At 44.5% G+C, this 12,920-nt stretch carries 11 protein-coding genes; 2 read left to right on the top strand and 9 right to left on the bottom strand.

The annotated features are described in order from the left end of the window. Window positions 1-185: 185 nt before the first annotated feature. From AC3A8L_RS14210 to AC3A8L_RS14170, 9 genes are all read right to left on the bottom strand, one after another. The gene (locus AC3A8L_RS14210) at window positions 186-2,789 is read right to left on the bottom strand and encodes a hypothetical protein (protein ID WP_487962929.1); all 2,604 of its coding nucleotides are present in this window, start codon (window positions 2,787-2,789) and stop codon (window positions 186-188) included. A gap of 754 nt (window positions 2,790-3,543) precedes the next feature. Further along, window positions 3,544-5,874, bottom strand: coding sequence for a Tex family protein (locus AC3A8L_RS14205; RefSeq protein ID WP_487962928.1), 2,331 nt, complete (start codon window positions 5,872-5,874; stop codon window positions 3,544-3,546). A gap of 461 nt (window positions 5,875-6,335) precedes the next feature. After that, complete coding sequence (locus AC3A8L_RS14200) at window positions 6,336-7,502, bottom strand: glutathionylspermidine synthase family protein (protein WP_487962927.1); 1,167 nt, start codon at window positions 7,500-7,502, stop codon at window positions 6,336-6,338. A 3-nt stretch (window positions 7,503-7,505) separates the two neighbouring features. Beyond that, entirely contained in the window at window positions 7,506-8,123 is a 618-nt protein-coding gene (locus AC3A8L_RS14195; RefSeq protein WP_487962926.1) for a DUF1190 domain-containing protein, read from the bottom strand. Between the two features lie 50 nt (window positions 8,124-8,173). Then, window positions 8,174-8,587, bottom strand: a complete 414-nt coding sequence (locus AC3A8L_RS14190; RefSeq protein ID WP_487962925.1) for a DUF350 domain-containing protein — start codon at window positions 8,585-8,587, stop codon at window positions 8,174-8,176. Window positions 8,588-8,688: 101 nt separating this feature from the next. Then, window positions 8,689-9,336, bottom strand: a complete 648-nt coding sequence (locus AC3A8L_RS14185) for a YjfK family protein (protein WP_487962924.1) — start codon at window positions 9,334-9,336, stop codon at window positions 8,689-8,691. Between the two features lie 71 nt (window positions 9,337-9,407). Then, window positions 9,408-10,460, bottom strand: a complete 1,053-nt coding sequence (locus tag AC3A8L_RS14180; RefSeq protein WP_487962923.1) for a potassium channel family protein — start codon at window positions 10,458-10,460, stop codon at window positions 9,408-9,410. 3 nt (window positions 10,461-10,463) lie between these two features. Continuing rightward, window positions 10,464-11,156: a PspA/IM30 family protein gene (locus AC3A8L_RS14175; protein WP_487962922.1), complete on the bottom strand. Its 693-nt coding sequence runs from the start codon at window positions 11,154-11,156 to the stop codon at window positions 10,464-10,466. A gap of 1 nt (window position 11,157) precedes the next feature. Continuing rightward, on the bottom strand, window positions 11,158-11,556 hold the full coding sequence (locus AC3A8L_RS14170) for a DUF2170 family protein (protein WP_487962921.1): 399 nt from the start codon (window positions 11,554-11,556) through the stop codon (window positions 11,158-11,160). Window positions 11,557-11,797: 241 nt separating this feature from the next. On the opposite strand from AC3A8L_RS14170, the gene AC3A8L_RS14165 reads away from it, so the two are divergent. After that, window positions 11,798-12,076, top strand: coding sequence for a DUF6471 domain-containing protein (locus tag AC3A8L_RS14165; RefSeq protein WP_487962920.1), 279 nt, complete (start codon window positions 11,798-11,800; stop codon window positions 12,074-12,076). Further along, window positions 12,066-12,632: a rhomboid family intramembrane serine protease gene (locus tag AC3A8L_RS14160; protein WP_487962919.1), complete on the top strand. Its 567-nt coding sequence runs from the start codon at window positions 12,066-12,068 to the stop codon at window positions 12,630-12,632. Before AC3A8L_RS14165 ends, AC3A8L_RS14160 begins: the two co-directional genes overlap by 11 nt. Window positions 12,633-12,920 lie beyond the last annotated feature (288 nt).

Here is a 12,920-nt window from a genome sequence, read left to right as displayed (position 1 = left end):
TAAGAAAGCCGATCTCTTCGCCTAATTGGATAAACTATTATTGCCTCGTCCCTAACTTGCGGTATTTTATACCAGCTAGTGACTTATTAAACCGCTTGTGGGCTAAAAAGTTCTCATCGCTATAAAATCTATGCACAAAAAAAGGGGCCCGAAGGCCCCTTAGCGATTCACAATAATTTCAATATTTAGTTCGAAGTGGTTTGTGGGTAGTTATATTTGGTGCGCTGAGCGTACTCAACGGTCCAAATAATGGGCTCTACATAAACGTTCTTATCGTCACCCCAAATCATTTCGCTTTTAATCTTACCCATTGCGGTTAAGAACGTTAAGCGATCGCTTTCGATGGTTTCTCTAAGAGCGTTTTCTTCGGGGTAAAGCTCACGTACACGCGCCACTTTTTGTGCATTGTTAACCCAATCATCTACACCGTAAGGGCCTTTTGGCAAGCGATCTGGCGCGTTGTCTAGCCAGTTACGCATGTCATTACCCATGCGGTTCATACCATCAACGTGACAACCAATACAAGAGCTACCATTGTTAAGACGTGGGTCAGCCTGGCGGAAGCTGCCTTCAGGGTTAGAGTAAGAGTAACCCGTTGCGCTAGCAATATTATCGCCGGCTTTGGTCAATATACGCGGATCACGAACGATGTTCGTAAAGGCATCAACACGACGCTGATTAAAACCACCTGCTAGAGCATAACCCTGCAAACCATTGGGAATGTTAAAGATCATCTCTTCTGCAGATTGCATTGCGCCACCTTCACCCGTGTAATGGCGACAGTTACCAAAATCTAAACCGGGAACAAAGCCTGCTTGTTTATCACAACCTGGTGCATTATGCCCAGCAAAACCAAAGCCGCCACTGTTACCAAAGGTTTGATTTAAGCTAGCCACAAAACTAAATGCGCTGTTGTCATCTTGGACTTGTAACCACTTAACAAATTTTGGTTCTGGGTTTGCCCACCATGGGAAGCGAATATCGGTGCCGCCTTCTTCGTACACATCAAAGATGCTGCGCTCGCCACCCGCCAACTGGCCAGAGAATATATCGAAGCTTTTCCAATACCAGTCTGCACCCGGACGCTTAGCGCGGAACAGTAGGCGTGAATCTACGGTAATTGCATCAAAAGTCACAACCCAATCGTAAGAATCGGCGCCTTGGCTATTATCGATCTCCAAGTTTTTTTCCAGCTCGTCCATAAAGAACGGAATAGCCATGATGGCGTTGTATACATCTGGGCGCGTTAGGGTGTAAACAAGCTGTGAGGCTTCTACCCATTCAAAACCGTTGATATCAACATACTCATCACCGGAACTGGTGGTTTTTCGCGGGCCTTTAAAACCCTTCAGGTTAGGGTCTAGGTTCGAATTTTGAGAAGCGCCTTCTACGTTACCGTGCAGTATTCGCTCCCAAACTTGCAGCGCATGCTTAGGGTTATTCCACGTATTATTGGTAAATTTATACTTATTACCTTGTGTACCTTGGCCTACTTGGCCACCTTGAATCGGGTCACCTCGGTAGTCAAACTTGCCATCAGCACCAAAGGCTAAATCATCATCAGAACCGCCAAAGTAAAGTACTTGACCATCGGGTAATTGGCTCCAAGCCCAGTAGTCGCGGATGTCGAACTTATACAAAATACCATCGCCGGTTACATCTTCTGGGTTAACAATTTCAGGCGCCCAACGGGCTACAGAGTTAAGCGCTTTAGATAAGCCGACACGAACAATGTTTAAGTCATCTGCCGATATACCCGCATTGTGAACTTCATGCAAAGAGGTATAAACGATATATTCCTTGTCACCGTTAGACAGCGTGTTTTTATCCGTCGCGATCCATTGTTCTACCTGCGAAGTACTGATATTGGTGCCTGCAGCAATGCCACGTGTCGTTTCAGGCAGCATGTGTTGAACGCCAGCTTTCCACGCCAAAATAGCATCTTCCATATCATCGGCTGCCGAACTACAACGGCCACCACAGTTATGGCGATCCAATTCCATACGAACCACAAATTTTGATTCCCGTGGATCTTTGAAGTTAACTCGGGTTAAGGCGTATTCATGTGCTAACTCAACATTACTATCGGCATGCAATGGCGCTTGGCTGCCACCGTTAGCCGTACTAATATCGGTTGTATGGCATTGCGCACAAGTGCTTGATCTCAAGTGAGGGTAAAGCGTGGTTTTAAACGATTCCAAAGAAACAGACTTATCAAAGCCTGTACTTTCATCTACTAAAACACCTTCATAATTATAAGTGCCACGCTCGTTGGGTAGCGCAACATAACCCGCGCCAGGCTTAGCGAGGCCAACACTGGGAGCAGCAGAACTGGTGGTAGACGTCGGCGTTGAGGTTACAGGAGTACCGCCGTTTTTAAATGACCATAAATAAGCCGCCGTGTCATTTGCGCACGTGCCAGTACAAAGGCTTGGGCTTGTTGAAGGCATGGACCGGCTAATATAAGCCGCCAATTCTGCAGCCGTATTGCCGCGGTTCATTGTTTTAGCGTTAAACGGTACTAAGCCGCCAAAGGTGCCATCGCCATTATCCGTGTGACAACCCACACATCCGCTGCCGCCCATTAAAGATTGGCCGTTGCTAACACTGCCAATACTTGTCGCCGGTGCAGAACTAGAAGAAGCCGGAATATTGGCCTGACTTGAGGCCACAGTCGCTTCGCTTGAGCTTGAAGCAATCTCGGTCCCGGTACACGCGGAAAGAGCTAAAGCGAGTAGCGCACCTCCACTGTAAAAAAGTAATTTTTGTTTCTTTGACATAATCATCATTTTTTTGCCCCTACAGGTTGCCACCGTTTTTATTGGTCATTTTTTACTTTCGCACTGATCAATAAAGCGATGAATTTTAATTTTATTGTCACGCTGAAAACACAATTGGAGAGCGTTTTTATTTCTAAAGCGAGTGAGCGCATGCAATCACACACGAAGAAAGTACCACGGTGTCAATGCTTAAAATTGACTGGAGATATGAGCAAAAATTGAACGGCGTCAAAGAACCGGTTGAATAAAAAAATTGAGCTAAAAAAGAGCTAACCTTTAGTTAAAAAGATACTGCTTGTTGGATTTTAATACTTTAAGACGATAACAAAAAAAGTGAATTTGTTAGTATTTATAAAAAATAATATAAAAAATTACAATTTAACTATTAAAAAGGTAATAAAAAACTAAGCCAGTCCCACACTTTCATTTATTAGAAGTTATTCGTCGCGACTATAAGGCCGTACTCTGCAGGCACACACCCTCGAAAAACTATGGTTTTTTAACGGTATTATTAATACTTTTTTAACTGTAGGAATTTTTTACTTTGACTATTAGAGGGACATTAGAGAATTTGAATTTAGCTTAATAATAGAGGAGGGGATCACGCAGGGTTATCAATCTTCAACTAACGTGAAAATTCGCAGGTTTAAAGCGGGGGATAATAAGTCAATAAGTGGGTTAAATTATTACTTCTAATTTAACCCACACTTTTTATGCTGGGATAGCATTGGGCATAAAAAAGCGAGCTATATGCCCGCGCTATTTATTTTTTCTTGAGCGCTTGCTCAAACAATACCGCCATAGTGCCTTGCTGCACATTGTCTTTAAAGCTAGTATTTTGCTTTCCGCTACGCGGGGCTTTATTGGTATTCGTGCGATTGTTATTTTGGCCATTACCTCCGCCACTGGTTTTTTCGCCGGGGGTGTCGTCCAGCCGCATACTTAATGCGACACGTTTACGCTGCACATCAATTTCCATCACTTTCACTTTAACAATATCGCCAGCTTTAACCACCGAATGCGGATCTTTCACAAAAGTGTGACTCAGCGCAGAAATATGAACAAGGCCATCTTGATGAACGCCCACATCCACAAAGGCGCCAAAGTTTGTCACATTGGTGACCGTCCCTTCAAGTGTCATCCCCAGCTCTAAATCACTGAGTTTTTCGATACCGTCTTTCAACTGCGCCGTTTTAAATTCTGGCCGGGGATCGCGGCCGGGCTTGTCGAGTTCTTTAATAATATCGGTAACGGTGGGCAAACCGAATTTCTCGCTGATGTAATCGTTCGGTTTTAGGCTGCGCACAAAACTGCTGTCGCCAACTAGGGCCTTAATATCGCGACTATTAGTTTTAGCAATATGCTCGACCACCGCATAGGATTCAGGGTGAACCGAAGAGGCATCCAATGGGTTATCGCCACCGGCGATACGCAAAAATCCTGCGGCTTGCTCAAAAGCTTTTGGCCCTAGGCGCGCCACCTTCAACAACTGTTTACGGTTTTTAAGAGGGCCATTCTCATTACGAAACTCAATTATGTTATTGGCAATGGTAGTATTTAAGCCCGCCACGCGTGCTAATAGCGGGGCCGATGCCGTATTCACTTCTACACCCACGCCGTTCACACAATCTTCAACCACGGCATCCAACGATTTAGCCAAACGTGTTTGCGAAACATCGTGTTGGTATTGGCCAACACCAATGGATTTAGGATCGATTTTCACTAACTCCGCCAAAGGATCTTGTAAACGGCGCGCAATAGAGATGGCCCCACGAATAGTCACATCCAAATCGGGGAATTCTTTGGCCGCAAATTCACTGGCCGAATAAATAGAAGCACCGGATTCGTTCACAATCACTTTTTGAATGTTGAACTCGGGATGCTGCTTTAAGAAGTCGCCAACAAACTTATCGGTTTCACGGCTAGCCGTCCCATTGCCAATAGCAATTAAGTTCACGTTATACTTTTGGCACATCTTGAGTAACACCGCCTCGGCTTCAGCAATACGCTTTTGCGGCGGGGTAGGGAATATGGCGCCGTGATCCAGCACGCGGCCGGTAGCGTCGACAACACCCATTTTTACACCTGTGCGTAAGCCGGGGTCTAAACCGATGGTGGCTTTTTGCCCCGCTGGAGCCGCGAGCAATAAATCTTTTAGGTTGCGGGCAAAAACGTCGATAGCGCCTTGCTCTGCACGCTCGCGCAAATCACCCAGTAAATCGGTTTCCAAGTGGGTGAGAATCTTCACCCGCCAGCTCCAGCGCACAACCTCGGCTAGCCACTTATCGGCAGGGCGCTCTTGGTTTTCGATATTGTTGTGCTTAGCGACCATCACCTCACAGGGGTGCATTTGCCCAGGCTCCAAATCGGTTTCAAGCGTGAAGGTCATATTCAAGATGCCTTCATTACGACCGCGAAACATCGCCAGCGCGCGGTGACTAGGCATAGTAATAAAGGCTTCTTTATGTTCGAAATAATCGCGAAACTTCTCGCCCTCGGCTTCTTTACCCGCGACAACACCTGCAGCCAGATAACCCTCGGTACGCATAAAGCTACGGGTTTTATCCAGTAACTTGGCATCTTCACTAAACTGTTCCATCAAAATTTGCTTAGCACCATCCAAAGCATCCTTGTTGGATTCGATCTTGAATTCACTGTTTAGAAACTGCGCCGCTAAGACTTCGGGGGCAAGATTAGGGTCGGCCAGTAATTGCTCCGCCAGCGGCGCTAAGCCAGCTTCGCGTGCAATTTGCGCTTTGGTGCGGCGCTTAGGCTTATAAGGCAGGTATAAATCTTCGAGAGTGGTTTTGGTATCGGCACCGCGAATAGCGCGCTCTAGCTCTGGGGTGAGCTTTTCTTGCTCGGTAATAGACTTAAGGATCGTATCGCGGCGATCTTCCATTTCGCGCAAGTACGTTAAGCGCTCTTCGAGGTTTCGCAACTGGGTATCGTCGAGGCCGCCGGTCACTTCTTTACGGTAGCGAGAGATGAAAGGCACCGTTGCACCTTCGTCTAATAGGCCCACGGCGGCTTGTACTTGATGAAGGCCGGCATTGAGTTCGTCGGCTATTTTGGCGTAGATGGCGTTAGTCATAGTGGCTCTTTCTGTGCTTTTACGTGGCAGGCATTATGCGCAAACTGCTTGCCCGCAACAACCGCCGTGTGAGGTCTGGAGTTACAAGAAAGCAATAATTCATCCATTCATAATTGAGTTGAGCCCCCTACGTTCGTTACTTCGGGGCTACACGCCTCGGTAACGACTCCAGATAGTCACTCTAAAAACATCAAAAAAAGTAATTCTTCAGGTGGGCTCGAAATAATGCTCACCCAAAAGGCGAATTGATTGTTTTTTGGGCACTCAGGCGTCAGGCCTTGCAGGGAATTGCTTTCCACATCGAATACAGAGGACGTACGCACTAAATTTTTAAGCTAACGGGTTATTTTAATACGAATGGTCTTTCGTTATACCCATGACAATATTGAACAATCCGACAGGCAAGAAACTTTTAATTGTCGCCATCTCTTTTAGCGCTCCTGTCCTGCTATCTTTTGTAATTAGAGAATAATATGCGGAAGGTAGCGACTCATATCTTGTGTAATGGGATTAATGTCCTCTCGGATAGAAATTCCTGCAGCCCTATCATCCACCAACCAACTGCCAATCAGCGTATAATTATCTTCAAACTTCGGCAGCATATGCACAGCCTGGTAGATATAGCCTTCCTCGCCATAAGGGCCGGGGGTAGGTTTTATACTCGAGCTTTCATCCAGAAATGAAATGTTTGCGCCCTCCCGAGAGAATATTGGCTTTTTTACCAATGATGACATATCACCGGCAAGACTTAGCTCATCTTCGTAGAAAGCAGGGAGTAAATTAGGGTGTCCTGGAAACATCTTCCATAGCAGTGGGAGTAAAGCCTTGTTTGACAAAATACTTTTCCAGGGGGGCTCGATCCACCGGATATTGTTAACGCCCAAGCAAGACGAATACTCTTCATCAAACATAAACTCCCAAGGATAGAGTTTGAACATCCATGAAATAACCTGATCGCTTAAATCCGTAAAGTTACCAATACTATCCCGGCCAATATCTTCTATAAATACAAACGCTGTACTAATACCTGCCGCTTTTGCACAATCCTCTAAATATTGAACCGTACCCCTGTCTTCAGGAGAGTCTTTGCAGCAAGAAAAATGAAGCGTTCTATCGGGTGTTAAAAACTGAATGTCTTTAAAGCGATTGACCAGCTTTTCCTGCAAGGAATTAAACTGATCAGATTGGCGTGACAACGCTCCATCATCAACATTGTCTTGTAGCCACAGCCACTGCCAAAAACCCGTTTCATAAACACTAGTGGGCGTGTCGGCATTATTCTCATATAGCTTTGCATGGCCTTTGCCGTCGTACGCAAAATCCAATCGCGAATACAAACTGGGATCACCATTAAGCCACGACTGACGAATAAAATCCCACTGCCGCGACGGAAGACAAAATCGACGCAGTAGGTCTTCATCATTCACCACCTTTTCGACTACAGACAAACACATCTGATGTATTTCTTCGGTGGGCGACTCTAAGTCATCTTCGATTTGCTTTAAAGTAAATTGGTAATATGCACTTTCGTCCCAGTATTTTTGACCATGCATGGTGTGAAACTTAAAGCCAAACTCGTCCGCTTTCTCAATCCAGCGGGCGCGCTCAGCTATAGGAATTCGCAGCATAATCTAGCCGCCCCAACCACTTGAGTTTTTACCACCGCCCCAGCTTGATTTGGCAGAAGCCTTAGACCCAAAGCCACCACGCGATACTGTCCGTGTTACAGAAGGTTTAGGTTTTAAAGTGGATTTACTAACATTATAAGAACTACGTCCAGGGCGGCCGAGAATAGCTCCATCGGAGGTCATTAATCGATTACTGTAAGACGAGCGAGAATTTTGGTAATGATACACAGGGTTATATCCATAGCCCCCGCGTCCACTTAATAAATTACTCACCATAAAGCCAGCCATGAACGGCATAAACATGCCGCCTTGATTGCTCTGCCGGCACTGCCTTGTACCAAAATCGGTTTCACATTCGGAGAGTGAGCGATATTTTGGACCTGTTCGTTCAGCTTCAGCCAAGGCTTTTACGTACGCCGCCTCACACTGTTCAAAGGTAAGCTCTGTTTTATTTTGGCAGTCATCAACAGATTGAACGATCTTCACCTCTTCTTTACCACCGCATGCAGTTAAGAGAAGAGCAGCAATAGCAATAGCAAGTGGTTTGAGTGTCGGGGTTGTAGGTACCGATGAGCCAACTTTTCTCATCAGGTCCAAATCGATTCGTTTACTTCTTTTCACCGTATCATTCCTTATTTTCTTTGCCCGCATTAACGACCATCATAAATAGGTTAATAAGCCATACACGCGGCATTAAGTAAGCCCACTGAAATACTTGTTGCAGCCAACATAACACCAGCACTGACTTCATTAGCAATTATGCGCTCAACAATTTTGGGCATGAATACAAAACGCACAACAACAAAAGCTAGCGACTGGGCAACTATAGCGATGACACCCCATGTTGCAAAATCTAAAAAAGATACAGAGTTACTGGCAGCGCCACTCAAAGCCAGTGCAAACCCGACAACCGCACCGCCTAAGCCAATCGATGCGGCTACATTCTTGTCCTCTTTAATTAGCTTCCACTCATCGTGCGGCGTCACAAAGACATAAACAAATTTGAAAATAATGACAAATATAATCGAAAGTGCAAAATACGCACTGAAATGAATAACACTACTGAGAAGCTCTTGAAATTCCATAACAAATCCTTACTTACTATGAATTGTTGAAAATTATTTTACTCGCCATGAAAAATAACGAGTATGTATATAAAAGTACGCTAGGTGGAACAGCTCCTTTACTAGCCATGCACCGTTAATTGTGATGATGTAAGCGTAATGCCCGTACTTAAAACCAAGCAACGCGTTAGATTTCCATTATCTTCTGTTTCTTCTGCCGATAGAAATAGGGCTTCCGTATTACCGCCCGCTATAGGCCGCTCGAATAACATTATAAACTGATCGGTGACGCTTGAACCCCCTTCTGCATCATAGGTTTTTTCTTGCACATAGACGGGATTATGATAATCGCTGGTAGAGGTCCATACACGATGAAAGGTATGCTCTTCGACCTCATAAGTCTCCCTGCCAATTTTTTTATAAAGAAGGTCATCCCAAACACCCTGTGATGCTACATCCTGCGTATCGTAAAAATGAAACAGCTTCACATCAACAATATGCTCTTCGCATTTCCCTCCCTCTGTTATAACCTGAATAAAAGCATCATCATCCGTATAAAAACGAAAAATCCACGAGCCATCTAATTCAGCAATCCCTGATGCCTTAATAATATAACTGGTAGCAGCGCCCTCTATAATTAAATCGCCTTGCATCATTTTCATTAAAAGGGGGTCAATCTCAAAGCTTCCACCAATGCGAAGACCCATAACGGATGGCGCATTCAACAAAGGGCTTTCATTTTGCTTTTTTTTAAAAAATGAACCAAACATAGTCTACATCAAACCCTTTTTTCGCTCTAACTCACCCATGCTATTAGTTCCACACACGGTTCATTCACGAATTAGTTAATAGTGAAGCACTGCTCTTCAGACAAACGTGAAGCAGAAATATAATACACATCATCCCCTGCATTTACATTCACGCCAAGCTCTGGGTTTAGGTCTATCTGCTCATGTCCCTTATGTTTGACGCCAATAAGCGTAGCGGATAAGCGCGTTTTAAAATGCAGAAATAATGTCTCGAATTTTTCTGGTGCTATTTTAGTGTACGGCAAACAATACTGGCTCATGCCATAGGTTGTATCTAACAATTGTTTATGTAACAGCGCCGAGCCAGGATCAACAGAGGAGCGTGCTAGCATCTCCACAGATACAGAAGGAATAATTTCTACATTGGGGCAATGCGATTTAAGAAGTTCACCTACACCCTCATCCTGAAAGTAAGCCGTTTTGTGGCTGCTGGGGCTAATTTTATCGCAGTATAGCGCCGTAGTGAGGGTAACATCATCCGACGGTGTATCAATAATAATACGGCTCGCGTTTGCTAGAGAAGCCCTCGCCATAGATTCGCCATGTGAAAATGATTCAACACGGACAAAATCAATTAACCCAGGCAAAGGATTTTCGATATCCACGGCAACACACAACAAAATGCGTTCGGGCTTACCTGTGGCGCCAGGATGATCTTTTGCACCGGCCAATAACAACTCAATTAGGCGTAAAGTCCTAGCGGAGTTCCAACCAATAATTACACTATGGTTTTCAAGATGAAGCATACGTAATCCCTTTTTCCCACGCAGAAGGATAAATGACAAATAAAACCCAACCCGAGTTAATAGTAGTGCGAATAAACTTAAGCCAACCGGTATTACCCAAAGACTTACCGCTAGTTTGCCTAAAATTGTACTGGGGGAAAGGTCGCCATAACCAACAGTGGAAGCAGTAACAACTAACCAATAGAAAAAATTACCGGGCTCTAAAAGAACTATTTCGTCACACAAATACATCAGTACATAGGAAGAAATACCGTAAAGCAGCACGCTAAGTATTATTACCGAAAAGCTAGCACGAAAAAAAACAGCCGCCAATAGGCGGCTTATTCTATGAACTAACACAAATTAGCCTTTTTTTGCCGCAAGTATTTGGGCTAGGCGATCGCTACCACTTTTTTGACCACCTGGTTGAATGCCAGCTGCTTTCAGCTTCGCCTCAAGGCCATTACCGCTTTCTTCTCCAGCCAACTCTTCAGCCGCCTCTAACTCAGCACTGCGTTGCTTCTGCTTTGCTTTTATTCGATCAAGACTGCTCAATGCGGTTTTGACCTTGCTGTTGGCTCCCATGTGTCGAGTGGACACCGCTACTTGAGCTTTTTGTACTGACTCAGTTGCCTTTACTTGCTCAATTTGCTGTTCCATACGGCGAACATTGGTTTTTGCCTTAGCTATATTGGCCTTTAGAGAGCCTTCTGAGGCCAAGAAACTGTTTAGGATTTCTTGCTCTGTTTCCGCACTCACTTCTAGGTCGCTAACTCGTTCGGCGCACTCTACAGCCAAAGACTCATCACCCTTTTCACTTGCTGCTATAGCATGATTGGTATAGGTTTCAATATCCGAGTTAAGAGATTTAACCTTCCCTTCGGCTAATTTTCTTTTAGCCATAATACGCGTTAGATTTTCATCACAAACTTGCAATTCTGTTTTTGCATCGCGCATTTCTTGGTCCAATATACGAATAGCTTGAGTATCGGCTACTGCCTCAATGCCTTCATTCGTTGCTCCACGCATTGCTGTCCACAATTTCTTTAAGCTCATTTTAGATCTCCAAATTCAAGTATTCGCTGTATAAATCCAAAAACTCTGAAACATTATCAAACAGAGCCTCTACCTCTTCGATGACTACACTATCTTTACTGTCTACAGATAAGGCCCCAAAAGCAACGTAGTAGCTTTCGCTGCCTATATCCTTAACCCCAATCGTTGTCAGCGGTACAAGTTGATGTGTCCGCAAAATCAAATCATTTAACTGCTCTTTATTGATCACACATTCTGCCGGAAACAAGGCAGTTTCTACCAAGATCTGCTGGCCGCCAACATAGACAAAAACATCAACGCCCTCATCATTAGAGATGGTTAAACATTCGCCCTCAGCCTCTACAACCCACCCTAACTGAGCTTCGGCGAGTACCTTTAATGTATCGGTGTTCCAAGACATGCTGTTTTCCTTAAAGTATATAAATAAACGTGAAACATAGGTCACAAATATAGCACCGTGAAAGCCTATGTCAATCATAAGTCACAAATATTGCCACATGAGTAACGGGCATGTAATATGCGACACATATTGCTCTATAGTTAGAACATTACAACAATAAACCCTACAAAACGAAGTCGACAATCAACTTACATCATTAAATTCTAGATCCTATACATCCAGATCTAGAATGGACAACCCTATGAATCCAGATCAAAGTGTAAAAAACAAACAATCGCTTGCCCCCTATAAGCTTGCTATAACCCGATATATTCGGGCTTCGCTTGCCTTAAAAGGCCTAAAATATGAGGACTTATGTGAAGCCCTCAACAAAAAAGGCATCGTAATGACACCCGAAAACTTACGCAGTAAAACCCATAAAGGCATGTTTTCTGCCGACTTATTTGCCGCCATTATTGATGTGCTGGGGCTCGAACAAAACGCCCTCTGCGAAATACTGAAGCAAAAGAATGATGTTTAGGCGAGCAATCCCCAAAGAAATTTTATGGTTTGTTTTCTCTATTTGGGCCATATTTTTTCTCGACGCCCTATTAATCGGTATTAATTTCAACGACCTTGGTATTCGACCACGGACCTTATCGGGATTAACCGGAATTCTTTTATCACCATTCTTACATGCAAACCTATTCCATCTTATATCCAACACCGTCCCACTATTAATGCTCGGCCTTATTGTTAACCTTTCCGTTGGCCCAAAACAGCTTCGCATAATTATGCTTCTTGGCGCCATGGGCTCGGGAATTGGTGTATGGGTATTTGGCTCAAGCGGCATTACTGTAGGCGCATCAGGCCTAGTCTTTGCTCTGATCGGTTTTTTATTCTTCGATGCCTACTTTAACCCTAGCTTACGCAGCTGGTTTTTTGCCATCATATCCTTTTTTGCTTACGGCGGTGCCCTGTTATCACTCGTCAGTTTTTTACCCACTATTTCATGGGCAGCGCACTTTTGGGGATTTCTGTCAGGCATATTACTTGCTTACGCACTATCCAAACGACGCAAGTTTAAAAAGACATAAACGGAGTAATAGACCGGAGTCTTTCAAGCTAGTTGCCATAAAAAGTGTACTCAGTGGTCAATTTTCTCAAGGTTAAGCGTCACTGATTCAATGTACCCCCATTCGCACGAAAATGGGTCCGGCGATCATATCGAAAGCGCCACGCTTAAACAGGCGTGAAACACGCCCCCTAAAGAAAGACTAGCCTGCCCTGCTTTTCACGGCTATCTCTATAGATGTAAGGGGCGAGGCAGTAATAGTTTGTCCAATTAGACGAAGGCGCCTGTTTTCTCAGCAAGGCGCTCGAAG

The sequence above is a fragment of the Marinagarivorans sp. genome (assembly GCF_982758155.1).
Note: the sequence above shows the minus strand (reverse complement) of the source record. Positions and strands in the feature narration are given on the sequence as shown.

Bases quoted from the DNA above. Each gene is read 5' to 3' on its own strand.
- AC3A8L_RS14175 (WP_487962922.1), bottom strand. From the start codon at position 11,156: ATGAGCTTAAAGAAATTGTGGACAGCAATGCGTGGAGCAACGAATGAA.
- AC3A8L_RS14170 (WP_487962921.1), bottom strand. From the start codon at position 11,556: ATGTCTTGGAACACCGATACATTAAAGGTACTCGCCGAAGCTCAGTTA.
- AC3A8L_RS14160 (WP_487962919.1), top strand. From the start codon at position 12,066: ATGATGTTTAGGCGAGCAATCCCCAAAGAAATTTTATGGTTTGTTTTC.
- AC3A8L_RS14185 (WP_487962924.1), bottom strand. From the start codon at position 9,336: ATGTTTGGTTCATTTTTTAAAAAAAAGCAAAATGAAAGCCCTTTGTTG.
- AC3A8L_RS14210 (WP_487962929.1), bottom strand. From the start codon at position 2,789: ATGATGATTATGTCAAAGAAACAAAAATTACTTTTTTACAGTGGAGGT.
- AC3A8L_RS14205 (WP_487962928.1), bottom strand. From the start codon at position 5,874: ATGACTAACGCCATCTACGCCAAAATAGCCGACGAACTCAATGCCGGC.
- AC3A8L_RS14200 (WP_487962927.1), bottom strand. From the start codon at position 7,502: ATGCTGCGAATTCCTATAGCTGAGCGCGCCCGCTGGATTGAGAAAGCG.
- AC3A8L_RS14165 (WP_487962920.1), top strand. From the start codon at position 11,798: ATGAATCCAGATCAAAGTGTAAAAAACAAACAATCGCTTGCCCCCTAT.
- AC3A8L_RS14190 (WP_487962925.1), bottom strand. From the start codon at position 8,587: ATGGAATTTCAAGAGCTTCTCAGTAGTGTTATTCATTTCAGTGCGTAT.